The sequence below is a fragment of the Polaromonas aquatica genome, from assembly GCF_050626995.1.
Taxonomy (GTDB): Bacteria; Pseudomonadota; Gammaproteobacteria; order Burkholderiales; family Burkholderiaceae_C; genus Polaromonas; species Polaromonas aquatica_A.
In genome coordinates, this window is sequence record NZ_CP192467.1 from 1,367,909 (window position 1) to 1,391,162 (window position 23,254).

Genomic DNA, 23,254 nt, shown 5'->3' on the forward strand with positions numbered 1-23,254 from the left:
GCGTCTCAAGCCTCAAAGCAGGACGAAGTCCGCGGTGGACGGAATGGTGAAATCCTGGATCGCGACGCGACGCTCTATCTTGTAGTGCTCGACACCCGTGAGTTCGCGCAGGATGTAGGAGTTGCGGTAGCAGCTCATGCCCAGGTCCTGGTTGGTCATGCCGTGGGTGTGCTGGCCGGCGTTCTGCACGAAGATCTCATTGCCGTTGAAGTCGGCGGCATAGTTGCGCGCCAGCCGGTAGCGCCCGTGTTCGTCCCAGCGCAGGCGGTGACGAATGCCGTCGACGAAAGGCGGGATGTTCTCGCGGTAGCCGGTGGCAAACACCAGCCCCTCGCTACGGTGCGCATAACGCGCATCGCAGTCAAGCTGGCGAAATTCGATGTCGTAACAACCCTTTTCCGCGTCGTAGCGGCAGCCCTGCAGCTCGCAATTGGTGATGAGGTGCGTGCGTAGCGGCCCCTGCTTTCGCCTGTCGTCGAGCAGGTCGTAGATCTGGTTGATCAGGCTGGCGTTCACGCCCTTGTAGAGGCTGTCCTGCGCGCGAACAATGCGCTCCTTTTTCCCGTCGTCGAGGTTGTAGAAGTAGTCGATGTAGTCCGGGGAGAACATTTCCAGCGTGAGTTTGGTGGTCTCCATCTGGAAGAAGCGCGAGGAGCGGGTGATCCAGGTCAGGCTGTAGTCATGGTCCCCGGCCTCCTTGAGCAGGTCATGGTAGACCTCGGCCGCGCTCTGTCCGCTGCCGACGACGGTGATGGAGCGCTTTCTCTGCAGCTCGGCCTTGCGTGTGATGTAGTCGGCGGTGTGCAGGTAGCGGTGCCCGTCCGGTGTGCAGCATTGGGGGAAACGGGGCTTCGAGCCGACGCCCAGAACCAGTTTCCGGCAGCGCATGATGAAGGGCTCGCGCTGCGGGCCCTGTACACCGGTCACGACATAGCAGCCGTTCTCGATGTCGTGGACGATCTCCTGCACGTCGTACTCGAAGCGGGCTTTGGACAGCCGCGCCGCCGCCCAGCGGCAGTAGGCGTTGTACTCCGCCCGTGTCAGGTAGAAGCTTTCACGGAAGTAGTACGAGTAAATTTTCCCTTCTTCCTTGCAGTAGTTCAGGAAGCTGAAGCAGCTCTTGGGGTCCGCCAGGCTCACCAGGTCGGCCAGGAAAGGGTTTTGCAGCGTAGTGTTGTCGATCAGCATCCCGGGATGCCAATTGAATTCCGCATTGCGTTCCAGAAAGACTGCGTTCACCTCGGCGATCGGCTCCGCCAGACAGGCCAGGCTCAAATTGAAAGGGCCAAGCCCGATGGCAATAAAGTCATAGACATCATTTCTCATTGCACTGAACTCCCTGATTTCTGGCACGCCATCCGGCGCATGGTGATCAAAAGAATGCCCGGGCCGGATACGGCACCGGGCCGCGCCCTACCACTGATACGTCAGGGTCGCGTTCACGCTGCGGGCGTCGCCCCAGTAGCAATACTGCTGGCTCAGGCACGACGCCACATAGGTTTTGTCGAGGAGGTTGTTGACGCTCAAGCGAAGGTTGGCGCCTTTGAGCGACGGGTTCAGCTGGGCCAGGTCTATGCGCAGCATCAGGTCCACCAGCGTGTAGGGCGGCACCTTCATGCTGTTGGCGTTGTCAACCCAGCTGGAGCCCACGTGGCGCACGCCCGCACCCATGGTGTAGCCCTGTGCGAAGTTCCAGTCGCCCCAGATCGAGGCCATGTGACGCGGCGCCTGGTAGGGTGTTTTTCCGGTGAAACCGTCCGACGATTCGGTGAACTTCATGTCGGTATAGGTGTAGCTCGCCAGCACCGACACCTTGCTCGTCAACTGCGAGCGCGCCTCCAGCTCCAGGCCCCGCGAGCGCACCTTGCCGGTTGGCTCAAAGTAGGTGGCACCCACCGGACGGGTGGCGACATTCTTCTGCGACAGGTCGTACACCGCCGCCGACAGCAGAGTGTTCGAGCCCTTGGGCTGGTAACGGATGCCGACTTCCACCTGGCTGGTTTCGGCCGGTGGCAGGTTGTTGCCCCGCTGGTCATTGCGCAGGCTGGGGTTAAAGCCATCCGAGTAGCCCACATAGGGCGCGACGCCGTTGTCAAACAGGTAGACAACACCGGCACGCTTCGTGAACTTTGAGCCGCTCCACTGCGCCGGATTGCCCGCACCATACTGGTTGGAAGCCTTGGCCCAGTCCATGCGGCCACCCAACGTGAAGCGCCAGCGGTCCAGCTCCGTCTGGTTTTGCAGGTAGAGGCCGGTTTGCTCAAGATGGCGGTCAATAGGGTCGCGGGTCACACCCGTGAGGCCTGGTGCGCCATAGCTCGGATTGAATACGTTGATGGGCAATGCGCTGCCCGACTCCCAGCTTCCGTTGACGCGGCGCTTCTGGAAATCCAGCCCGGTCAACAGGGTGTGCTTGAATGCGCCCGTCTGGAAGTGGCCTTCGAGCTGGTTATCGACTGTGTTGCCGCGTGTTGACTCCGTAGCGCCGGAATAAAAACGCGTCAGCTCGTTGGCGCTGGCCCATCCGAAGCCGTAGATCTGGCGCAGCGTGGTGTCCGCCGTCACGTGGCGGAAGTTCTGGCGGAACTTCCAGGCATCGTTGAAGGCATGCTCCAGCTGGTAGCCGAAAAATCGCTGCTTGCGCTTGTATTTCTCGACACTGGAATCTCCATCAAAGAAGTAGCGTGAAATCAGGCGGCCGTTGTGGTTCGCGTTAAGGCTGGCGTCTGCTGGAACCCCGCTGTGATAACTGCCTTCCGGGTCGTCCTGGAGATAAGCCTGCAACAGCAGGCGCGTGTCTTTGGACGGATGGATCGCCAGGGATGAGGCAATCGCCTGGCGCTCTTCCTTGACCGTACTGAATTGTGAATCGAGCGCGCGTGTCAGCGCCGTCAGGCGGAAGGCCGCCACACCATCTTTGTCGATAGGCCCCGAAAGATCGATTGCCGCTTCGCGCCGGTTGCGGTTGCCGGTGGTGACCTGCACTTCCCGGTAAGGCTGGAAGTGGGGGGTCATGCTGGTCAGCGCCACCAGGCCGCCCGGTGATGCGCGGCCATACAGCACGGAAGCCGGGCCCCGCACCACGTCAATGCGCTCCAGGAAATACGGGTCCACCTGCATCGACGTGTAGCTGCCCTGGTCGCTCAACATGCGCAGTCCGTCCAGCAGGGTGCTGTCGACGCTGCTGTCCTTGAAACCACGCAGGGCCACGTAGTCGTAACGGTTGGAGGAACCCACCAGCCCGGTGAAGACGCCGGGCGCGTAGTTCAGCGCCTCGGGAACGCTGCGCGGCTTCTGGTCCTCCAGTTGCTGCTTGGTTACCACCGAAATGGACTGGGGCGTTTCTATGATGGGTGTATCGGTCTTGGAACCTGAAGCGCTGCGTTTAGCGACGTAGCCATTGCCGCCGCTGGTGGCGGTCTCCGCGTCGGCCGTCACGGTCACCACCGGCAGGGTCCGCGTGCCCGGCGCGGCAGAAGCCGCCTTCACGACAAACACATTGCCGTCAATGGCCGCCGCCAGGCCGCTGCCGGCCAGCAGCCGGTCCAGCGCTTGCTGCGGCGTCAACTGGCCGGACACGGCTGGCGCCGTCTTGCCCGCCACCAGGGCCGGCTCAACCATCAACTCCAGCCGGGCCTGCTGCGCCAGGTCGTTGAGCGCCTGAGCCAAGGGCTGCACCGCAATGCTGATCTGCACCGGTGTGGAGACACGTGCGCTGCCGGTGGTTTGGGAATAAGCCGCTGTACTTCCGAGGGCCAAAGCCAGGGCCAACGGGGGTAAGCGGAAGCGGGGACGGGGCATGCGTGCAATCTCCGAGAAGGGGTTAAATAAGAATCCTTCTCATGTAGACGCACGGGCTTGGGGAAACCCTAGGTCGGCCGCAAAGTTTTTTGGACGCCGCGAAACGGCAAGACCACGCAGGGGGCACGCAGCCTCGCCCAATGGTTACTAACTTATAGAGACAGTAGAAGAGCCACTAGAACTGACAACCAACGACCCATAAACGATCAATCAAACACACAATCGCTAACGACTGGAAACTATTTCAGCTTCGCCGCCAAGTTCGCGCAAGCGCACCGGCAGCACCTGCGGCAACAGGCGCGAGAAGTTGTCAAGCCGGCGTGGATCAAAGGTACCGGTCACGCGCAGTGCGGCCACCGCAGGGTCCCGCACCCTCAGGTGCACCGGGCCGTAGCGCCCGAATTCCGTCAGGGCCTGGTCCAGCGGCGTATTGTCGAAACTGATCCGGCTTTCGCGCCAGGGGGCAATGCCCGTCACGGGCACAGCAGACACCGCCCCGAGCATGCCCGCCATGTCACTGGCAATCTGCTGGCCGGCACCAAGCTCGACAACGGCCTCGCTCGCCTGTTGCGGGGCGCCGTTTGCCGGGCTTTCGGCGCGCGCCACGCGTACCCGGCCCTCTTCCACTGCAATGTGTACGCCCTCGTTGCCCGGTACACCGGGCGTGTAGCGCACCGAAAAGCGCGTACCGACGACCGTGATACGCAATGGCCCGGCCAGCACATCGAAAGGCCGGCCGGCGTCGCCCCTGATCTGAAACATCGCCTGCCCCTCGGGCAGACGAACCTCGCGGCGCTGGCGATAAAGCGCCACATCGGCGCGGGTGATGGTGTCCAGACGCAAGCGGCTGCCGTCCGGCAATGTCACATCCCGCTGCTGGCCGCGCGTGGTGGAAAATCCCTGCGCAAAGACTGGCTGCTGTTGCCAATAACCCCACGCCAGGTAACCCCCGCCCATGGCCATGACAACCGTGGCGGCCACCGCTCCATGCGGCGCCCAGTCCGTTAACGCCCGCCACCAGGCACTCCGCAGCGGTTGCGGGCGTGCAGCGGCCTTGTCGTCAGCCAGGTTCTCCCTCAGCGTACGCAGGCCGCCGGCCGGCAACCTGTTGAGCGTGTCCCAGTCGCTCTGCCGGCGCTTGAAGGCCGCGCGATTGGCGTGATCCGCAGCGAGCCAGCCCTCGAACGCGGCCTCTTCAGTGGCATCAAGCCCGCCTCCGCTGCGGCGCACGAACCAGTCCAGCGCTGCTTCATCGGGATCTATGGAAGGTGCGGCTGGCGGGTTGGCTGGCGGCTGGGTAGTCATGTCTTGTTTGTTAAATTCTTGGCGATTCTTGGATGTAGACGCACGAGCAGCCCAAAACCCCATGCCAGGGAGGGAAACTGCCCATAAAAACTCATTGGCGAGCAGATTTTCTTCGCCGCAGTACCGGAGTTTCAGCCGTGGCCGGCACGGCGTCCAGCAGGTCCTTGCAACGCCGGCAGGCCTCCATGGCGAGCTTGATGTGCTGCTCGACCATCTTGCGCGATATATTCATCCGCTCAGCCACTTCCGCATGTGGCAAGCCGTCGAACTTGTGCAGGATGAAGGCTTCACGGCAGCGCAGCGGCAGCGCATCAATCGCGCCCAGGAGGGCGTTCACCCCTTGCGCGGATTCGGCGGCCGCATCGGGTTCACAGGCCTCGGGTGCGGTCAGGTTGTCGAGTTCGGCGGCGTATGCCTCAGCATCTGGCTGCAGCGCTTCGCCACGTACTTCGCTGCGGCGGTATTGATCAATCTGCAGATTGCGGGCCGTCCGGTAAAGCAGCGCACGCGGCTCAGCCACCGGCTGGCCCGAATGCTGCAACGCCAGGACGCGCGCGTAGCTTTCCTGCACGACATCGGCCGCGGCATCGCGGTTTCGCATCGTCCGGAAACAGAAATTCAGCAGTTCTTGGTAGTAGCGCTCAAGCACAGGTCGGTCAATGCCATGGAGTGGAGGATTCCCTCAACAGCTGACGTCGAGATGTGGCGGCGGCTGACCTGATGCGCGCGTCGTAGATGGGAATTATTCTCATTATGGCCGATGTACGCCACCACTGTCCAACCGGCGGCGGGCCATGTCCGCCCATGCCTGCGGGATGAATTTTCCATGTTGACGCCTGCACACGACTGTTGCAGAAACCGGCTGAATATGCGGCCCGGCAGTGAGTTGGCCTCAATACCAGTACCGGAACGGGTATCCGGCTCGCGACCAGGACAAGGCAAGCGTCCATCGCAATCAGCTTGCTATGTTTTTTATAGCTGCTTGCGCCCATTTTTATTGGGCTGGATGCCAATTCGACTCAAAATAAGCAGTTTTCAACCCAACTTGCAGGCTCGGGGACTTCTGAGGTCGGTAAACCGAGTTTGGCAAGGTGGCAGCACCCTGCGGCACCACCTGTTCCCAGGCAGACGCGGCTTGCGCAAACAGATCAAGCAGCGGATTTGCGCCTTTTCCAGATCACGCCGTCCACCAAATAGTGGTGGAAATTGACGGTGAAATGCAAAATGAACACAGTTGGCAGACCTAGCCAGATCAGTTGCTGCCCGACTACCGAAAGCGCTTCGTACATCACCGCGCCCAGCACCAGGCATACGGCGAGGTATTTGGCCGCATTTTTGAATGGCTTGACCAGGCGCTGAATGTCCGGGCTCCCGGGGGATCGTTGGCCGTCCGCGCCCGGCAACTGCGCGTCACGGCGAACGTTCTGTAGCCATACAAACTGCAGGTATTGCAGGTTGTGCCAGATATTGACTATCAGCCACCCCGAAGTGATGTCCGTGACCCAGAGGTAAGCGACCGCAACGACAAGCAGGTGCGATGCCACAAACACGCAATGCCCCACGTTGAGTCGCCCGGCCAGCGCAAGGCGCACCTGCCGGTACCCCCACCATGCGCACACAAAGACGGCGCCGATGCCTGTTGCACCGGTCAGCGCGGCGTCCACAGGCGGAAGGTAAATGGGATAGCCATAAAAGAATTCAGGGGACGTTGTACACCGGTGCATCAAGCCCCAAAGCGGAAAGAGGTAGATCAGGCTTTCCGACAAACGATCCGGGCCCGCTGCTTGCGGATCAGCCCTTCTGTACGCCCTTGCAATACCGAACGACTGCCGGGTGACATGGTAGGTTTGAGCCATGAAATACAAGGTAAACAGGCCGCCCAGCTCATAAGCCAGCGCGACCATCGTGACCCCGACAAGCACGATGGGCGGCAAACCAAAAATCAGGAACCAGTGCTTTTTGACATGGTCTTTGTCAAAGCCGATCCGGGTATAGGTCGCAATGACGTGTGGGCTGGCAAACAACCAGATATCGACCAGTACCACCACCAAAAATATCGCGGGCGAGATCGTCGCCAAGGCACCCAGCACCAGCGCAATGCCGGCTGTGCCAAAGATGAACAGCCTGTCAAACCACGGTCCGAAGAGAAGCGGACCGTGATTGACAGTACCGACCGGCCAGTGCGGACTCATGTCGGAGGAGGGGGTGGTGGCCGTGCAGAGCCCAGCGAAGCAGATTTTGGCGGTTGAATGTACTGCGTTCCCGGCCGAAGATACCGCTCCGTTGACGCCCTGGTTTTCTCGTTTGCGCTGCTGAGGCTGGACTCAAACCGCGAAGCCAGTGTCAGTCTGCTGGACATGGCGGACACTCCTGCGGGCTGCAGTGTTTGATAGGGGTTATACAGCCGCGCTGTTTCGCAAGGGTAGCAAAAGCCATCGATGTCAAACTGACTCGCGAATTGAATCGAATAGGCCACTCCGGCAGGTTTATCACCGTCAACCGGAAATGAAAATGCCAGAACAGAATCGGTAGCATCGGCGGCAGGATTGCTGTCGCGCAGCAGGATGAATCCGGAATCCGTAAAGGCGCGGGCCACCTCCCGCTTCAGATCCGGCAATTTGATCTTGGCGTACGAGTTGTCGTAACCTGGGCGATTACGCTCCCCCATCCACATGTTTTTGTAATCAAACCCGTGCTGCGGATCCAGGTAGTTCTGGGACTTGCTTTTAATTGACGCATACGCTTGATCGATGTCCGGGTAGAGCCGGCTGCTCAAATCGTACTGCGCCATCCATGGCAGTTTTCCGACGTCACCCCCGTTCAGTATTCGTCCCCGTCGCAAAAAGCAATTCATGCACTTGTTCTTGACAACGGTGCCGTCGACCTTGAATTCGAAGATCACAGTTCCGGATTTTCCGTTCTTATCAATAGGATAGGAAAACTGGAAGATCGTGCTGTCATCCGAATCTCTTCTTTTGGCAAACAGGGAAAAATTGAACTCCGAAAATGAATCAACCAGCATTTGATTCAAATGATCCGCCCTGATATTGCGGTAGATCGCCACGGGAAATGCATGCGGCACGCTTGGATCTATTGTTACGACGGGTTTTGCGACGGGCTGGCTGCTTGAAATGGAAAAACATCCAAGTCCCAGTATCAATGCCAGGAAAACTGCAATTCTGGACAACATCTTTCAGTACTCCCCCGTTGACGTTATCCATGGATTAAACATCATGGCCGTCTTTCATCAAGAGGGGTTTTTAATCTGGATTGGATGCGCGTCGAACCCAATTCACCGAACGCCAGCTGTTTTGACCATGAAAAAAGCGCCTGAAAAGGCGCTTTTTTCATGGATGCGACCTGGCGGCCGCATCGGCAAACCGGTTCAACCCTGGTGCGGGCGCTTGCCTGGGTTCTTTTTGCTGCGGGTGTGCGAACCGCGCTCCAGGCTGATCTTCTGGCCGCGGCCGGTCGTGATGGTGTAGCCCTTGGGAGGGACTGGCTTGGGGGCGCAGATGTCGGCTTCGACTCTGATTTTCTTGGGCATGGAAGACTCCGGGTTAAAAATGGCGTAGCCCGTGATTTTAAGCCACTCCGGGCAGGGGCCGTGCGCGGGGGTTCCGAGCCCCGTCCGGACGGCGGGCAGCGCACAAAAAGCAGCGTCCGGCCAGAAAAAAGGCGGCACCCGACCGGGCGTCGCCTTTTCGGTGAAAAGCGGGGGGCCCTGACCCTTACTCGATGGTCGCGCCGGAAGCCTGCACAATGCCCTTCCACTTTTGGTAGTCGGTTTTCAGCAGCGTGGAAAACTGCTCGGGTGTCATGCTCTGCAGCTCAGCGCCCTGGGCGTGAATGGCGGCCTTCATCTCGGGTGTGGCTAGCAGCTTGTTGACCTCGGCATTGACCGTGGCCACGATGTCCTTGGGCGTTGCAGCCGGCATGAACAGGCCATACCAGGTGCTCACATCAAAGTCCTTGTATCCCAGTTCGGCCACAGTAGGAATGTCGGGCATGGAGGTGCTGCGGCGTGCCGAGGTGACGGCCAGCGGGCGCAGCTTGCCTGCCTTGATCTGGGCGATGGCCGAAGGCAGCGACGAGACCATCAGGTCCACGTTGCCCGCCAGTACGTCCATCATGGCCGGGTTGGAGCCTTTGTACGGCACATGGCGCAGCTTGATATGGGCCGCACCGTTAAAAATCTCGCCTGCAAGGTGAATGGTTGTGCCATTGCCGGGTGAGCCGTACGTGACGGAGTCTGGTGCAGCTTTGGCCGCAGCCACCACGTCGGCCAGCGTCTTGAAGCGCGACTGCACACCCGTGACGATCACGACCGGGGTGTACGCAACATGGGCCACGGCCACCAGGTCCTTGGTTGGGTCGTAGCTGAGGTTTTTATAGAGCCACGGCGCGACCACCAGGTTGTCCTTCTGGCCCATGACCATGTCATAGCCCGTGGGCGCTGCACGCACGGCCTCGGCAATGCCGATGGTGCCGCCGGCGCCGCCGCGGTTGTCGGGAACCACGTTCCATTTGCTCACCTCGGTCAGCTTGCTGGCGACCAGGCGCGACAGGATGTCGGTGCCGCCGCCGGGCGGGAAGGGAACAATCAGGCGAATCGGTTTGGCCGGGTAGGTCTGGGCCTGCGCGGCACAGAGCATGAGCGCGAGGGCAATGAAAGACAGAAACTTGCGAAGCATGGGGAAGGTCTCCTTATGGGGCTGCCAAGCATAGAGCGAATAAAAAAAACGCTCTCGCATGCAGCCGGTTTGGTGTTCGATTTTATTCGCCGGCCTGTCTATACAACATGGCGGTGCCACATGTCCGGACCGTGATCCGCGGGGACGGGCGTCTCTATCGGCGATGGCCGGACGTGGCAGCATGCGGCCATGCGAGCCCTTCGCCGCCGCCGCAAGCGCCGCAAGCGCCCCAATATGATCAGGCCTTCAAAATAAGGGAGGCCGAACATGTCATCAAATTCTTCCGCCGCGCCATCCATGGTGCGCACGGGTGCCAAAGCCGGTGCGGCCTTTGCCAGCTCCGTCGCAATCGGCGGTTTGCTGGCTTTGCTGCTGGGTGGCGGGGTGTTCTTCTTCTACCTGAGCCGGCTGTCCGGCCCGGGCATGCCTGCCTTGCTGTTTTCGCCGCCATTGCTCGTCAGCATGCTGCTGCTGGCCTTTGTACCGATTTACCTGATGCTGGGCGTGGCGCGTGGCCGCAGCCGTGCCATACAGCAATTCGTGATGGGTCATGGAGAAGCCATGTCGCAGCGCGTGACGGACGTGATTGCCGGACGCATCGAGGCCATGCCCCGAACCAAGGGCGCGCTGGAGCGGGTGTCGGACGTGCTGTCACCCGATGCCATTGGCCAGCAATTGGCGCCCGTGCTGGGCCAGGGCCGTGCCGTGCGCGGCGTGATCAATTTCGTGTTGGATCGTCTGCCGCTGAGTGACCTGATGGTGCAATGGCAGCAGAGCCGCGCCGCAGAGGCGGCCCCTGCGCCCGGCGCGCCTGATCCCGTGTTGCGTGCCCTGCTCACGCAGCGCATTGGGGAAATGCTGCAGAACGCCGCGACGCCGTCCAACAAGCCGCTCTACATCGCCATGGCCGCCCAGGCGGCCTTGCTGGCAGTGGGGATGTGGCTGACGCGCTGACCCATCGCCCCCTAGATCATCTCCAGAGGAGTAGCGCGGGACGGCGGCTTGAACAGCGCATCCAGTTCGGCCAGCTGCTCGCGGCTGAGCTCGATCTGCGCGGCCGCGACGTTTTCCCTTAGCCGGTCCGGATGGCTGGTTTTGGGGATCGCGATGACGCCCTCCTGTGCCAGCACCCAGGCCAGTGCCGCCTGAGCGGGTTGCATGCCGTGGCGCGCGGCGAAACGGGTCAGGCCTGCGTGACGCAGCAGCCGCGCCTGCTCGATCGGCGAATAGGCCATCACCGGTACGTTGCGCTCGCGCAGCCAGGGCAGCAGGTTCCACTCGATGCCGCGGCGTGTGAGGTTGTACAGCAGCTGGTTGGTTTGTACACCCTGCCCACCGGGCACTTGCCACAGCTCCTGCATGTCGGCGAGGTCAAGGTTGCTCACACCGTAATGCCGGATCTTGCCAGCCCTCTGCAGCGTCACCAGGGCCTGCATGGTTTCAGCCAGGGGAATCGAGCCCCGCCAATGCAGCAGATAAAGGTCGATGCGATCAGTGCGCAGCCGCCGCAGGCTGCGTTCGCACGCCGCCACCGTTCCGGCCTTTGAGGCATTGTGCGGATACACCTTGGTGACGATGAAGGCTTCATCGCGCCGCCCTTGCAAAGCCTCACCGACGAGTTCTTCCGAGAGGCCTTCGCCGTACATTTCCGCCGTATCGACCAGTGTGCAACCCAGGTCCAGGCCTGACCGCAAGGTTGCCAGTTCGTCGGCGCGCCGCGCCGGGGCATCGCCCATGTTCCAGGTTCCCATGCCCAGGGCCGGTACGGCTTCGCCGCAAGGCATCAATACGTTTTTCATCAAGCCATCTTAGCGCCGCACCAGATGCCAGGGGATGGCCCGATGCGACTACCGGCGCGGCACGCCCGAGGCCTGCGAATACGTCAATGATGCGCAAAGGGAATCAATTCCGGCCGAAGAAATCATGGTTCAACCGGCGCTGCGGCGTAGCATTTGTGGGGGCCTTTTCATGAGCCGCATCCTCACAATGAAAGACAGACATGAAGATCATTCGCAGCAAGGACTTCACAGCAGACCGCGCCTGGGGCGCCCTGACAGTGGCCAACATGAACGGCATCACCACCCGGCTGCACTGGACCGACAAACCCTACAAGTGGCATATCAATGAGGGAGAAGAAGTGTTTGCGGTGCTCGATGGCCGCGTGGAAATGCGCTACCGCGACAACTGCGGGCAATGCTCGGTGATGCTGGAAACCGGCGACATCTTTTTCGCCAGCGTCGGCACCGAGCATGTTGCAGCGCCGCAGGGCCCGGCCCGCATATTGGTAGTAGAGGTGGAAGGCAGCGAATAAACCCCGGCGCAGAGGCGCCACTGAATCCGCCGTGCTTCAGGCAACCATGGCTGACAACGGCAAGTTCACCAGCAGGTTTTGCGGCTTCAACCTGACAACGCCTTCCGCGTTCATCATCAGCCCCAGGTACACCGGCTTGCCGGCCACATCGGCACGCATTTCCCGTGGGTCGGCAAACTCCAGCCGGAACAGGCTGACCAGGCGCTGCAGGCGGTCCGGCGCAACGTCCCTTTCCTCGTACAGGTCATTGAGCAGCGCCGTGGCGTCCGTATCCAGCCCCACATGCCAGCGCCAGGCTTCGTCGTCCACTTTTTGCACGGGCCGGATGGTGACTTCAATGCCCAGGAAATGCCTTATCCACTTCTGCAGCACGCCAGCCAGTGCCTTGAGGCCGGAGCGGGCGCGCACCATGGTCAAGACCAGGCCGTGGCTCAGGTCATTGCTGACCTCATGCGTCAGGTCCAGTAAAAAGCGGTGACGGCCCGCCTGCTGCCAGTAGGCGAAGGCGTTGCCGTCGTTGAGCACCTGCAGCTCAACCACAGGCATGGGCGCCTTGGCCTCCGCCAGGAAGCGGCCGAAGTCGCCCACCCCGCCGGTTTCGTTGAACATGTCGATGACCTCGCGGTCGCCGCTGAGCACCTGGCCGTCCTGTGTGCTGATGCGCTGCGGACGAAACAGCATTTCGGCGGCGCGCACTTCATATGCATCGGTAGAGGCTTCCAGCAGGCTGTGGACGATGGCCTGGGCAATCAGGTCGATGAACAAAGGCGGAATGTCGATGCGGCCGGTTCCGTCCCGCGGAAACAGGCCGAGGTAGTACGCCTCCAGCGTGCCGGCGGAAAGCAGGCCATCGCGAAAACGCAAGAACAGCGCGTAGTTGTCACGCGCATCCGCATCCTGGAGGGCAGCGAGCTCAGCGGGCGCTACCGGCCGGGACGGCGCGGCCACCAGCGCGGCATGCAGGGCACGCTCGGCGCCGCAGGACTCCTCCACCAGAGCGAGCTCCGGCCGCGCAAGAAAAAGCCGCAGGTAGTCGTCAGAGGGCAGGAGCCAGCCGCGTGGGTTGCGCTGGAGGTGTGAAAAGCCGCTGGAGGGCCAGAAATCTTGCATGGTGCAATCGTCTCATATTGCACACGGCACTTTTCCAGCGCGTGCCGGACGCTCCTCTTTTAATAGCTGCTCGCACCCGTTCTTATTGGGCTGGGGGCATTTTTTATTTATAGAAATGAACCCGGCAGACATATCGCCCGCTGTGGGCATTACATCCCGTTTCATTCCCAGCTTCCATCTCGCAATCTTTACCGCCTGTTAGCACTCAATCCATCTTGATGCACGTTGTACTGGGTAAGGTCCCCTTATCGGGACGATCAACGATGGTCACGGATCACCCACACGGATCACCCAGCATCCAGTCCATCCATCTCCCGCAAGACAGGAAGAGAGCGTTCAACATGACAGCATCCGACACCGGCACAACTTTTTCCCGCCCCACCCTTTCAGCATTCCGGCCCGCGCACCTTTGCTGGTACATCATGCTGCTGGTCCTCACATTCCTGCTGGCCCTGCTGCAGCCTGTTGCCTGGGCGCAAGAGCCCACCCCGCTGGATCCACCCGGCCAGGTAGCCCGGCTGAACCTGGTCGAGGGCGCTGTGAGTTTCGCGCCGGGCGACAGCGGCAACCCGGCAGGATCTTCCGCGTGGACGCCTGCCGTGCTCAACCGGCCACTGACAGCAGGCGACAGGTTGTGGACAGGCTCAGGAGCGCGGGCGGAGCTGTACGTGGGCTCCACCGCGCTGCGCATGAACAGCCAGACCAGCCTGGATTTCCAGGCGCTGGACGACAACACCACCCAGCTGCGGCTGGCCCAGGGTACGCTCAAGCTGCGTGTACGGGCACTGTATGAAGGCCAGCGCCTGGAGGTGGACACACCCAACCTGGCGTTTGTGGTGTCCCAACCCGGTGACTACCGCCTGGATGTAGACCCTGCCGGCAACACCACGCGCGTGGTGGCCCAGTCGGGTAGTGGCGTCATCTACGGCGATGGCGTCGCCCCCGTCACGCTGGAAAGCCGGCAGCAAGCCAACTTCAGCGGCACACAACTCACCCCGGCCGCACCAGGCGCCGCACAGCAGGACAGTTTTGATTTATGGGCCGCCGACCGCGACCGGCTTGAAGACCAGTCGGTGTCGGCGCGTTACGTTCCGCGCGAAACCGTCGGCTACCAGCAGCTCGACACCTACGGCACCTGGAGCCAGGACCCGGCTTATGGCGCCGTCTGGATGCCTCGCGCCGTGCCCGCCAACTGGGCGCCTTACCGCGTCGGCCATTGGGCCTGGGTTTCGCCTTGGGGATGGACCTGGGTGGATGACGCGCCCTGGGGGTTTGCACCGTTTCACTATGGACGGTGGGCTCAAATAGGGCCCCGCTGGGCCTGGGTGCCCGGCCGGCTGCCACCACGCCCTGCCTATGCGCCCGCCCTCGTCGCCTTTGTGGGCGGCAGCAGCGGCGGTGTGAACTGGAACATTTCCATCGGTGGCGCGCCGCGGCCTGGCGTGGGCTGGTTCCCGCTGGCCCCCGGCGAGGCTTTCCGCCCGGCTTACCGGGTGAGCCCTCGCTACATCAACCGTGTGAACCACAACATCGTGGTCAACAACACCGTCAACATCACGAACGTTTACCGCTACCAGCGCCAGCCCGCGGCCGTGACGGCTGTCAGCCGCGACGACTTCATGCGTGGCCGGCCGGTGCACAGGCAGCAGCATCGGCTCAGCAGCGCAGACCTGAGCCGCGCACAGCTCGTGGCGGACCGCGCCGCCCTGCCGCAGCGTCCCGCCCAGTCCGGGCTGCGTGAGCAACAGCGGCCTGTCGCCGCGGCCGCCTTGCCGCCACCGGCCGTCGTGGCTCGCCCCGTCGTCAGCAGCCGTGACGACCGGCGTGATGACCGACGTGATGACCGCCGCGACAGCCGGCGTGATGACAACAGGGATCGCGATGCACAACCCCCCACCGTGCGGTCCGGACCGGAGCGCAGCGCTCTCGAAATCAGCCCCCGCGCGCAGCGCGAACAGCAGCGCCAGCAAAGAGAGCGGCAAGAGCACCTGCAAGCGCCCCAGCTGGAACAACAACGCCGCCTCGGTGAAGAACCCATAGGACAGCGCGCGCTGCGCGAGCAGGCCCAGCGGGATGCGCGGGCCCGCAGCGAAGCCCAGGAGCGCGCCCAGGCAGCCCATGCCGAAGCCCGCGCAGCCGAACAGATGCAGCGTAGCCAGCAACAAGCCCAGCGCGAGCAGCAACGCCAGCAGAGGGCACAGCGGGAACTGCTGCAGGCACCGCAACTGGAACAACAACGCCGCCTGGGCGAAGAACCGATAGGCCAGCGCGCCCTGCGCGAACAGGCGCAACGCGAGCAAGAGAATGTGCGCCAGCAGCAGGCCGCTCAACGGCAACAGCATTTGCAACAACAGCAGCAACTGCAGCAACAACGACAGGCGCAGGCGCAAGTCCAGGAGCAACTGCAAAGGCAACAACAACAGCAACAGCAACTGCATCAACAGCAGCAGGCGCAGCGCGAAGCCGCGCAGCGCAGCAGGGAAGCGGCCCAGAACCGGCCGATCACCCGCCAGGCGGACGCCGCCAACCCGCGCGGCCCGCGCGGAGATGGTGGGCCCGGCCGCAACCGCGAGCAATAGCCGGTGTAGCGCAAGTCCGCCAAATGTCTTTCAAGCGCGTCGCCGTGCTATTGTTTTAATAGCATTTGTGCCCGAAAGTATTGGGCTACAGCTTCTCTTTTCTTAGAAATCAGTTCGATGGAACTCGCGCCGGTACATGGACGGTGATGTACCCAAGGTCGCCGCAAAGTGCTGCCGCAGGGACACGGCCGAGCCAAATCCCGCATCCTGCGCGATTTGCTCCATCGAGCGGCTGGTGGATTCGAGTTGCCGCTGCGCCAGCGCCAGGCGCTGGCTGGCCAGCCATTGGCCCACGGTGGTGCCGGTGATCTGCCGAAAGTGCCGGGTGAAGGTACGCCGGCTCATCAGGGCCCGCGCGGCCAGCGTATCCAGGCTGTGGGGCTGCCGCAGGTTTTCCTGTACCCACGCCAGAATGGCCGACAGCCTGTGGTCAGAGCCGGTGGCGGGCAAGGGTTGCTCCACATACTGCGCCTGCCCGCCCTGCCGCTGCGGCGCCACCACCATGCGGCGTGCCACGCGGTTAGCCACCTCGGCGCCAAAGTCCCGGCGCAGCAAATGCAGGCAGCAGTCAATGCCGGCGGCCGTGCCCGCCGAGGTGAGCACATCGCCGTCGTCCACATACAGCACATCGGGCCGCAGGCTGACCTGCGGGTAGCGCGCGGCAAAGGCCGGCGCCAGCGCCCAATGTGTGGCGGCGGGGCGGCCATCCAGCAGGCCGGCCTCTGCCAGCACAAAAGCGCCAAGACACAGGCCGACGATGCGCGCGCCGCGCTTATGCGCCGCCCGCAGCGCTTTCAGCAAGGCTTCGGAAGGCCGCTCCATCGGATCCCGCCACGACGGCACGACCACGGTTTGTGCTTTGGCCAGCGCGCTCAGGCTGTGTTCCACCGCGATGGTGAAGCCGGCAGTCGTGCGCAGGTTACCCGGCGTTTCGGCGCATACCTGCAGCCTGAAGCGCGGCAGGTCTGGCCCCGAAAAATCATTGCCGAACACCATGCACGGCACGGAGAGGTGGAACGGACTGATGCCATCGAAGGCGATGACGGCGACGGTGCTGACGGCAGCACGCGCCCGGCCACGCGGTGCGGTCTTTGCAGTGGTGGTTGAACGGGGTGCTTTGGGCGTAGGCATGCGCGACATGGCCCGATTCTATCGAATATTGTCAATTGGGCCACTTTTGAAAACACCTTCGCAGCTCAACAATCAACCCATCGACTTTCATTCATGCACTTTCATTCATCAACCAGGAACCTCCATGCCAGCTACAACACCCAACACCCCGTCACCTCGCCGCGCCCTTGTCGTCATCGACGTGCAAAAGGAATATTTCAGCGGCGGCGGCCTGCTGATCGAATACCCGCCGGTAGAAAAGACACTGCCCAACATCGGCCGCGCCATGGATGCTGCACGCGCAGCGGGCATTCCGGTCATCGTGGTGCAACACAGCGAGTCGGCTGCAGCGCCGGTGTTCGCCAAAGGCTCAGCCACGTGGGAACTGCATGAGACTGTGGCCAGCCGCCCGCGCGACCATTACATCGAAAAGTCCTGGCCCAGCGTTTACACCGGGACGGACTTCGCCGCGTGGCTGGGGAAAAACCGCATCGACACCCTCACAGTCGTCGGCTACATGACGCATAACTGCGATGCCTCCACGATTTTTGAGGCCACGCACCAAGGGCTGCATGTGGAGTTTTTACAAGACGCCAGTGGTGCGCTGCCTTATGCCAATGAAGCCGGCCGGGCCAGCGCCGAAGAAATCCACCGCGTGTTCAGCGTGGTGTTTCACTCGCGTTTTGCCGCCACGGGCTCCACCGATGCATGGATCGCTGCAATCCAGGCTGGCGGCCGGCTGGAGAAGAACAACGTGCTCGCATCCAACCACGCGGCATTGGCAGCACGTTAAGCACCGGGGCATGTCACGAGCCGCTCCGCGCTCAAAGGCCGTCGGTCGACAGCGCTTGGCTCACATGCTGGGGCACCACCAGCTGCCCGTAGCCATCGGGCACGGCCCGGATGTGGATGGTGGGCGCGCTGGAAGTGACGCTGCCGAACAGCATCGCAAAAGCCGCATCGGCGGCGTCACGGCCGGTGGCAAAACGCACAAACCCCATGGGAATGGCGGTGCCCGACGGGTCGAACAGGTACCAGCGATGACCCAGGTAGACCTCGACATAGGCATGGAAGTCGGGGGGACCCAGGGCCGGATCGGCGCCGTAATCAATGCCGGTGGCAAAACGCGCCGGCAGGTTGAGAGCCCGGCACAGCGCGATCATCAGGTGCGCAAAATCGCGGCACACGCCGACGCGTTCAACCACCGTGTCGATCGCCGAGGTGCTGCCGTGCGAGCTGTTGGACTCGAAACTCACGCGCTGCTGCACCCATTGGCAAATGGCTTCCGCCCGGCTGTAACCCTGCTGCAAATGGCCGAACTCATTGGAAGCCAGCTTCTGCAGCCGGTCTGACTGGCAGTAGCGGCTCGGGTAGATGTAGGGCAGCACGGCGCCGGGGAGCTGGCAGACCGGCACTTCGCCCAGCTCAGCCGGTGACGCCGTGTGGTGATAAATATCAACTGCGGCCTCATAGCGCACCTGCAGCGGGCCCGGCTGGGCCTGCAAGCGCAGGTAGCGGTTCCGGCTCGCCGGATCGGTGTCTATGGTGTAGGGCACTTGCTGGCTCAGCAGAAGGTTCTCGCTCAGCACGACCTGCTGCTGCGTGTGCGCAGCATGCACATTAAAGATGAAGTCGCCGCCGGGAGGCGCGACCTCGTAGTTGAGTTCAACAGAGAACTGGAGCCTGACCATGGCGTTCTTTCTTTGCCGACATTACAGAAGCAAAGCCCGAATGGGCCGTGCGCCGCGCAGCCTTCAATCAATGAAAAGGGGGAGCATTTCACCAGCGCAATCGGTCCCTCTTGCGGCGCAGCCCATGTCACAAATGGCGCTGACCTGGTGTAGCGGTCATTGTGGACCTCCCCAGGTAGCGGATCAGCAGTTTGCGGTTTTGGCGCCCAGCATCTGGATGTGGTGTCCGGCTTGCCGGTAGCGCGGACGCCTACATCAAGCACGCATCCCCGCCACCCAGTCCACAATTTGCTATTAATTTAATAGCAATAGACTGCTTGAATTCCTGGGCCAGAGGCCAATTTGGCTCTCAAATCCGGATCAGCGGCCTTCACGCTCGTCATCCAGCAACCGCACCTTCACGCTCTTGCCCTTGACGCGGCCGGTGGACAGCTTGTGCAGAGCTTCAGCGGCAATCGCGCGGTCCACCGCCACATAGGTGGAAAACTCGTTGACGTTGATCTTGCCGACTTGCTCACGTGTGAAGCCTGCCTCGCCGGTCAGCGCGCCCAGCACGTCGCCGGCGCGAATTTTTTCCTTGCGGCCGCCGACGATTTGCAGGGTCACCATGGGTGGCAGCAGTGGCTCATTGCTGGCAGGCGTCAGTTCGGACAATTTGTGCCACTCGGACTCGGCCTTCTGTAGCACCTCGATTTTTCCGACGTAACCCATCTCATCCATGCTGGCCAGGCTGATGGCCCAACCCTCTTCGTCGGCGCGGCCGGTGCGGCCTATGCGGTGGATGTGTACCTCGGCGTCGGGCGTGACGTCGACGTTGATGACCATCGCGAGTTGCGCGATGTCCAGGCCGCGTGCAGCCACATCGGTGGCGACCAGCACCGAACAGCTGCGGTTGGCAAACTGCACGAGCACCTGGTCGCGCTCGCGCTGCTCGAGCTCACCAAACAGGGCCAGTGCGCTGAAGCCCTGCTCTTTTAAATAGGCCACCAGTGCGCGGCACTGCGACTTGGTGTTGCAAAAAGCCAGCGTGCTGGCCGGGCGGAAGTGCCGCAGCACCTGCGCGACGGCGCCCAGCCGGGCTTCGTCGTGGTCGCTGTCGGGTACCTGGTACCAGCGCTGCTGGATCTTGGTTTTCTCATGCTGGGCCTCTACCCTAATGGTTTGCGGCGTCTTCATGAACTGCTGACTCAGTTTGGCGATGCCTTCGGGGTAGGTCGCCGAGAACAACAGGGTCTGCCGCTCTTTCGGGCACTGCTTGGCGACGGTAACGATGTCTTCGAAAAATCCCATATCCAGCATGCGGTCGGCTTCATCGAGCACCAGGGTGTTGAGTGCCTCCAGCGTAAGGTTGCCGCGCGCCAGATGGTCCATGATGCGGCCGGGCGTGCCCACCACGATGTGCGCGCCGTTTTCCAGGCTGGCGGTCTGGTTGCGCAGCGGCACACCGCCGCACAACACCACGACCTTGGTGTTTTCTTCGGCGCGCGCCAGGCGGCGGATTTCAGTCGCCACCTGGTCGGCCAGCTCACGCGTGGGGCACAGCACCATGGCTTGCACCGCGAAGCGCCTGGCGTTCAGGTTGGCCAGCAACGGGATCGCAAAGGCAGCGGTCTTGCCGCTGCCGGTTTTGGCCTGGGCAATCAGGTCCTTGCCCAGCAGCGCCACCGGCAGGCTGGCAGCCTGGATAGGTGTCATGCTGAGGTAGCCGAGCTGCTGCAGATTGGCCAGCACGGCGGCGTTCAGCGGCAGGCTGGCGAAGTCGGTGTTGCTGGGAGAAGAGGCGGAAGAAGATGCAGAAGAGGAACTCATCCCCCATTATCGGCTTTGGCCCTCAAATCCTTAAACCGGCCTCTGGGGTTGGTTCAACACAGGATGATGCATTCCAAAAAAATCAGCTGAACCTCGCCCTCGCCTTGTCTAGAACTCAAGCCTGAAATTCAATTCCAGGTTCCTGTGGCCTCCAGCATCGGCGACAGTTCCGCCTCGCCCCAGCGCAGCGGCAAGGAAGATTCCACCAGGCGCATGGATTGCACCTTGAAACGCATCAGGCGCTGCGCCCCGGCGAAGGAATCAACCTCGGGGCCCTCCCAGATGATGTCGGCCGTGACGGCCAGGTACAGCAGGTCGCCGGTGTCGAAGTCAATGAACAGCAGGCCGGCGCGCGGGTTGACCACCAGGTTGCCCAGCGTGTTGAAAAAGTAGTTGCCGACGAAGTCCGGCACGGTCAGCGTGCTGTCGGCCTCCACGCGCACAAAGCCGGGCTTGCCGCCGCGGTGCGAAACATCGGCGCCGCCGGCGCGGCCGGCTTGTTCGCTATTGGCCCTTCCGTTGCCCGCATAGGCGGTGGCGATGAACAGCGTGTCGGCCTGCTCAATCATGCGGCGCGCCGCATCGCTCAGCTGCGCCGACTCGTGGACGACCGGCCCATTCGCGGGCGAAGGACGGTCCACATAGACGGGCTCGCGCGCCTGGATGTATTTGGGACAGTTGCCAAAACTCTGGCTCAGTTCCACCGCGAAGCCCGAAGCATTGACGCCGCGCACGATGCCGTTCATGCGGTTGCGCCGGCGCGTATGCGGCTCTATGCCCAGCAAACCTATCGCGGCGCCATCCATCAACGTGCCTTGCAGGGGGTCGCCCGACAGCGGTTGGGCACGCAAAGTCAAATGACGCGCATCGGGCGACTGGATAAACCCCGGCGGCTGGGCCAGCACCGAAGCCCAGGGCTGGCCGGCGGCATCCACCGTGCCGGCGACCACAAAAGGCAGCTGCTCAAAAAACTCGCGGTGCTGGTCGGGCATGAAGTCGCGGATCACGCGTGGACCGATTTCCGCCATGCGTGCGCGCACGGCAGCCCCCACGCGCGCCTGCGCGGCGCGCTCGCCTTCATGGAAAGTGGCGGTGCTCATGCAGCCAGCCCTATCGGTGTCCTGACCATAGGCACAAAACGCGGCAAGGCCTCGATGCGGGCCAACCAATCGCGTATGCGCGGGTAGGCTTCCAGCGAAACCTTGCCCTCGGGTGCATGGGCCGAATAGCTGTAGTTGGCAATGTCGGCCAGCGTGGGTGTGCTGCCCGCAAGAAAGGCCGACTGGCCGAGTTGCTGCTCCATTACCGCGAACAGGGCGTGCGCGCGCTCAATGGCTTCCGGGCTTTCCGGTCGCTTGAACAGCTGGATGACTCGCGCGGCCGCCGGGCCGTAGGCGAGCTGCCCGGCCGCAACCGACAACCAGCGCTGCACAGCCGCAGCGGCCAACGGGTCGCGCGGCAGCCACTGCTCGGCATCCGGTGCGTAGCGCGCGTTGAGGTAGACCAGGATGGCATTGGAGTCGGCCAGCGTGACCTCGCCGTCCTGGATCACCGGCACCTGGCCGAAGGCGTTCATGGCCAGGAAGGCCGGCGTCTTGTGCCCCTTGGTGGCCAGGTCGATCTCGATGCGCTCGAAGGGCAGGCCCAGCAGCGAAAGAAACAGTTCCACCCGGTGCGAATGGCCGGAGACGGCGACACGGTACAGGCGTATGGGCTGGGCGGGCTGGGCTTTGGCTGCGGGAGTGCTCATGGCGGACTTTCTGTGGGTCGAAAAAGGTTGAAGTGAAAGAGAGGCTCTCGGGAATGGATTCTGTTTGAACCGTTATCCTGAATAAATGTCTGAAGATGTATTTGACTAATCCATTAACTGGATGAATCACCTGAACAGGCGTAGCATGGCGCCCATGGACAAACTCAGAGCCATGCAGGCCTTTATTCACATTGCCGAACAAGGCAGCCTCACGGCCGCGGCCCAGGTCATGGAGTCATCCTTGCCGGCCATGGTGCGCACACTGGCCGGTTTTGAGGCGCAGCTAGGCGTGCGCCTCTTCAACCGCACGACGCGCCGCATCTCGCTGACCGAGGAAGGCCGGCGCCACCTGGAGAGCTGCCGTCAGCTGCTGGCAGCACTCGCCGATGCCGAGGCAGCACTCTCGGCCGACGCGGCCGAGCCGGCGGGCCACCTGACCATCACCGCGCCCATGCTGTTCGGGCAAATGCATGTGGCGCCGGCTGTCACGCGCTTTGTGCAGCAGCACGAGAAGATGCGCTGCTCCATGGTGCTGCTGGACCGCGTGGTCAACCTGCTGGAGGAAGGCATCGACGTAGGCATACGCATAGGCGAGCCCGAAGATTCCAGCCTGGTGGCGCAGAAGGTGGGTACCATCCGGCGCCTCGTGGTGGCCAGCCCGGCCTGGATTCGCCGCCACGGCGTGCCAAAGCACCCCAAAGACCTGCTCAAGGCCAACTGCGTGCGCATCACCGACCATTCCCCCACATGGGGCCCGTTCAATGACAGGGGCCGGCCGCTTCGGCTGGCGGTCAGTGGTAATCTGGAGTTCAACCAGATCGCACCGGCCGTGGCGGCCTGCGCGGCCGGGACGGGATTCGGGTCGTTTTTGTCCTACCAGGTGGCGCCATTTTTGAAGGCCAAACAATTGCGCACCGTGCTGGAGGAGTACGAGCCACCGCCCCGGCCCATCAACATCGTTTACCCGCACGCCCGGCTGCTGCCCATGCGCACGCGGGTGTTCATTGAGTGGATGAAACAGGAACTCCGGGAATTCCAGCCCTGAGGGCCGCCATCCAGGCATCCGAAAAAACCACGACCAGCAGACAGCAGAA

Annotated in this window: 20 protein-coding genes; 5 read left to right on the forward strand and 15 right to left on the reverse strand. The window is 62.4% G+C overall.

What is annotated here, in order from left to right:
* Positions 1 to 12: 12 nt before the first annotated feature.
* The 8 genes from ACQ4MS_RS06535 to ACQ4MS_RS06570 all read right to left on the reverse strand — a co-directional run bounded on the left by ACQ4MS_RS06535 (position 13) and on the right by ACQ4MS_RS06570 (position 9,800).
* The gene (locus tag ACQ4MS_RS06535) at positions 13 to 1,326 is read right to left on the reverse strand and encodes a lysine N(6)-hydroxylase/L-ornithine N(5)-oxygenase family protein (RefSeq protein ID WP_431098543.1); all 1,314 of its coding nucleotides are present in this window, start codon (positions 1,324 to 1,326) and stop codon (positions 13 to 15) included.
* 87 nt (positions 1,327 to 1,413) lie between these two features.
* Positions 1,414 to 3,801 carry a TonB-dependent siderophore receptor gene (locus tag ACQ4MS_RS06540; protein WP_431098544.1) on the reverse strand — a complete coding sequence of 796 codons (2,388 nt, stop codon included), beginning with the start codon at positions 3,799 to 3,801 and terminating at the stop codon, positions 1,414 to 1,416.
* Between the two features lie 225 nt (positions 3,802 to 4,026).
* Positions 4,027 to 5,106, reverse strand: coding sequence for a FecR family protein (locus ACQ4MS_RS06545; protein WP_431098545.1), 1,080 nt, complete (start codon positions 5,104 to 5,106; stop codon positions 4,027 to 4,029).
* 91 nt (positions 5,107 to 5,197) lie between these two features.
* Positions 5,198 to 5,755, reverse strand: coding sequence for a sigma-70 family RNA polymerase sigma factor (locus ACQ4MS_RS06550; protein WP_431098546.1), 558 nt, complete (start codon positions 5,753 to 5,755; stop codon positions 5,198 to 5,200).
* Between the two features lie 499 nt (positions 5,756 to 6,254).
* Positions 6,255 to 7,298, reverse strand: coding sequence for a hypothetical protein (locus ACQ4MS_RS06555; protein ID WP_431098548.1), 1,044 nt, complete (start codon positions 7,296 to 7,298; stop codon positions 6,255 to 6,257).
* The gene (locus ACQ4MS_RS06560) at positions 7,295 to 8,296 is read right to left on the reverse strand and encodes a hypothetical protein (RefSeq protein WP_431098550.1); all 1,002 of its coding nucleotides are present in this window, start codon (positions 8,294 to 8,296) and stop codon (positions 7,295 to 7,297) included. Before ACQ4MS_RS06560 ends, ACQ4MS_RS06555 begins: the two co-directional genes overlap by 4 nt.
* Positions 8,297 to 8,491: 195 nt before the next feature.
* On the reverse strand, positions 8,492 to 8,653 hold the full coding sequence (locus tag ACQ4MS_RS06565) for a hypothetical protein (protein ID WP_007863796.1): 162 nt from the start codon (positions 8,651 to 8,653) through the stop codon (positions 8,492 to 8,494).
* A gap of 184 nt (positions 8,654 to 8,837) precedes the next feature.
* Positions 8,838 to 9,800: a Bug family tripartite tricarboxylate transporter substrate binding protein gene (locus tag ACQ4MS_RS06570; RefSeq protein ID WP_431098552.1), complete on the reverse strand. Its 963-nt coding sequence runs from the start codon at positions 9,798 to 9,800 to the stop codon at positions 8,838 to 8,840.
* A gap of 267 nt (positions 9,801 to 10,067) precedes the next feature.
* Here ACQ4MS_RS06570 and ACQ4MS_RS06575 point away from each other — a divergent pair, with 267 nt between their 5' ends.
* A complete protein-coding gene (locus tag ACQ4MS_RS06575; RefSeq protein WP_431098554.1) occupies positions 10,068 to 10,754 on the forward strand; it encodes a hypothetical protein in 687 nt (228 codons plus the stop codon).
* A gap of 11 nt (positions 10,755 to 10,765) precedes the next feature.
* Here ACQ4MS_RS06575 and ACQ4MS_RS06580 read toward each other — a convergent pair whose 3' ends face one another.
* Positions 10,766 to 11,599 carry an aldo/keto reductase gene (locus ACQ4MS_RS06580; protein ID WP_431098556.1) on the reverse strand — a complete coding sequence of 278 codons (834 nt, stop codon included), beginning with the start codon at positions 11,597 to 11,599 and terminating at the stop codon, positions 10,766 to 10,768.
* A 200-nt stretch (positions 11,600 to 11,799) separates the two neighbouring features.
* On the opposite strand from ACQ4MS_RS06580, the gene ACQ4MS_RS06585 reads away from it, so the two are divergent.
* The gene (locus ACQ4MS_RS06585; protein WP_431098557.1) at positions 11,800 to 12,111 is read left to right on the forward strand and encodes a cupin domain-containing protein; all 312 of its coding nucleotides are present in this window, start codon (positions 11,800 to 11,802) and stop codon (positions 12,109 to 12,111) included.
* Positions 12,112 to 12,147: 36 nt separating this feature from the next.
* Here the strand turns inward: ACQ4MS_RS06585 and ACQ4MS_RS06590 are convergent, their stop codons facing one another.
* A complete protein-coding gene (locus ACQ4MS_RS06590; RefSeq protein WP_431098558.1) occupies positions 12,148 to 13,221 on the reverse strand; it encodes a DUF6352 family protein in 1,074 nt (357 codons plus the stop codon).
* A gap of 341 nt (positions 13,222 to 13,562) precedes the next feature.
* On the opposite strand from ACQ4MS_RS06590, the gene ACQ4MS_RS06595 reads away from it, so the two are divergent.
* On the forward strand, positions 13,563 to 15,800 hold the full coding sequence (locus ACQ4MS_RS06595) for a DUF6600 domain-containing protein (RefSeq protein ID WP_431098559.1): 2,238 nt from the start codon (positions 13,563 to 13,565) through the stop codon (positions 15,798 to 15,800).
* Between the two features lie 102 nt (positions 15,801 to 15,902).
* On the opposite strand, the gene ACQ4MS_RS06600 is transcribed toward ACQ4MS_RS06595, so the two are convergent.
* Entirely contained in the window at positions 15,903 to 16,931 is a 1,029-nt protein-coding gene (locus tag ACQ4MS_RS06600) for a GlxA family transcriptional regulator (protein WP_431099546.1), read from the reverse strand.
* 124 nt (positions 16,932 to 17,055) lie between these two features.
* Between ACQ4MS_RS06600 and ACQ4MS_RS06605 the strand changes: the two genes are divergently transcribed.
* Positions 17,056 to 17,703, forward strand: a complete 648-nt coding sequence (locus ACQ4MS_RS06605) for a cysteine hydrolase family protein (RefSeq protein WP_431098561.1) — start codon at positions 17,056 to 17,058, stop codon at positions 17,701 to 17,703.
* A gap of 31 nt (positions 17,704 to 17,734) precedes the next feature.
* On the opposite strand, the gene ACQ4MS_RS06610 is transcribed toward ACQ4MS_RS06605, so the two are convergent.
* The 4 genes from ACQ4MS_RS06610 to ACQ4MS_RS06625 form a co-directional block, all read right to left on the reverse strand.
* On the reverse strand, positions 17,735 to 18,601 hold the full coding sequence (locus ACQ4MS_RS06610) for a transglutaminase-like domain-containing protein (RefSeq protein WP_431098562.1): 867 nt from the start codon (positions 18,599 to 18,601) through the stop codon (positions 17,735 to 17,737).
* Positions 18,602 to 18,961: 360 nt separating this feature from the next.
* Positions 18,962 to 20,410 (reverse strand): ATP-dependent RNA helicase DbpA, encoded by a 1,449-nt coding sequence (gene dbpA / locus ACQ4MS_RS06615; protein ID WP_431098563.1) that lies wholly within the window; start codon positions 20,408 to 20,410, stop codon positions 18,962 to 18,964.
* A 128-nt stretch (positions 20,411 to 20,538) separates the two neighbouring features.
* Positions 20,539 to 21,510 (reverse strand): pyridoxamine 5'-phosphate oxidase family protein, encoded by a 972-nt coding sequence (locus ACQ4MS_RS06620; RefSeq protein WP_431098565.1) that lies wholly within the window; start codon positions 21,508 to 21,510, stop codon positions 20,539 to 20,541.
* Positions 21,507 to 22,160, reverse strand: a complete 654-nt coding sequence (locus tag ACQ4MS_RS06625) for a glutathione S-transferase family protein (protein ID WP_431098567.1) — start codon at positions 22,158 to 22,160, stop codon at positions 21,507 to 21,509. Before ACQ4MS_RS06625 ends, ACQ4MS_RS06620 begins: the two co-directional genes overlap by 4 nt.
* A gap of 154 nt (positions 22,161 to 22,314) precedes the next feature.
* On the opposite strand from ACQ4MS_RS06625, the gene ACQ4MS_RS06630 reads away from it, so the two are divergent.
* Positions 22,315 to 23,205 carry a LysR family transcriptional regulator gene (locus ACQ4MS_RS06630; RefSeq protein ID WP_431098568.1) on the forward strand — a complete coding sequence of 297 codons (891 nt, stop codon included), beginning with the start codon at positions 22,315 to 22,317 and terminating at the stop codon, positions 23,203 to 23,205.
* The last annotated feature ends 49 nt before the right edge of the window (positions 23,206 to 23,254 follow it).

Coding starts and splice junctions, on each gene's coding strand:
- ACQ4MS_RS06545 (WP_431098545.1), bottom strand. CDS start 5,106: ATGACTACCCAGCCGCCAGCCAACCCGCCAGCCGCACCTTCCATAGAT.
- ACQ4MS_RS06590 (WP_431098558.1), bottom strand. CDS start 13,221: ATGCAAGATTTCTGGCCCTCCAGCGGCTTTTCACACCTCCAGCGCAAC.
- ACQ4MS_RS06580 (WP_431098556.1), bottom strand. CDS start 11,599: ATGAAAAACGTATTGATGCCTTGCGGCGAAGCCGTACCGGCCCTGGGC.
- ACQ4MS_RS06535 (WP_431098543.1), bottom strand. CDS start 1,326: ATGAGAAATGATGTCTATGACTTTATTGCCATCGGGCTTGGCCCTTTC.
- ACQ4MS_RS06585 (WP_431098557.1), top strand. CDS start 11,800: ATGAAGATCATTCGCAGCAAGGACTTCACAGCAGACCGCGCCTGGGGC.
- ACQ4MS_RS06570 (WP_431098552.1), bottom strand. CDS start 9,800: ATGCTTCGCAAGTTTCTGTCTTTCATTGCCCTCGCGCTCATGCTCTGT.
- ACQ4MS_RS06565 (WP_007863796.1), bottom strand. CDS start 8,653: ATGCCCAAGAAAATCAGAGTCGAAGCCGACATCTGCGCCCCCAAGCCA.
- ACQ4MS_RS06630 (WP_431098568.1), top strand. CDS start 22,315: ATGGACAAACTCAGAGCCATGCAGGCCTTTATTCACATTGCCGAACAA.
- ACQ4MS_RS06555 (WP_431098548.1), bottom strand. CDS start 7,298: ATGAGTCCGCACTGGCCGGTCGGTACTGTCAATCACGGTCCGCTTCTC.
- ACQ4MS_RS06610 (WP_431098562.1), bottom strand. CDS start 18,601: ATGGTCAGGCTCCAGTTCTCTGTTGAACTCAACTACGAGGTCGCGCCT.
- ACQ4MS_RS06540 (WP_431098544.1), bottom strand. CDS start 3,801: ATGCCCCGTCCCCGCTTCCGCTTACCCCCGTTGGCCCTGGCTTTGGCC.
- ACQ4MS_RS06605 (WP_431098561.1), top strand. CDS start 17,056: ATGCCAGCTACAACACCCAACACCCCGTCACCTCGCCGCGCCCTTGTC.
- dbpA (WP_431098563.1), bottom strand. CDS start 20,410: ATGAGTTCCTCTTCTGCATCTTCTTCCGCCTCTTCTCCCAGCAACACC.
- ACQ4MS_RS06600 (WP_431099546.1), bottom strand. CDS start 16,931: ATGCCTACGCCCAAAGCACCCCGTTCAACCACCACTGCAAAGACCGCA.
- ACQ4MS_RS06575 (WP_431098554.1), top strand. CDS start 10,068: ATGTCATCAAATTCTTCCGCCGCGCCATCCATGGTGCGCACGGGTGCC.
- ACQ4MS_RS06560 (WP_431098550.1), bottom strand. CDS start 8,296: ATGTTGTCCAGAATTGCAGTTTTCCTGGCATTGATACTGGGACTTGGA.
- ACQ4MS_RS06620 (WP_431098565.1), bottom strand. CDS start 21,510: ATGAGCACCGCCACTTTCCATGAAGGCGAGCGCGCCGCGCAGGCGCGC.
- ACQ4MS_RS06625 (WP_431098567.1), bottom strand. CDS start 22,160: ATGAGCACTCCCGCAGCCAAAGCCCAGCCCGCCCAGCCCATACGCCTG.
- ACQ4MS_RS06595 (WP_431098559.1), top strand. CDS start 13,563: ATGACAGCATCCGACACCGGCACAACTTTTTCCCGCCCCACCCTTTCA.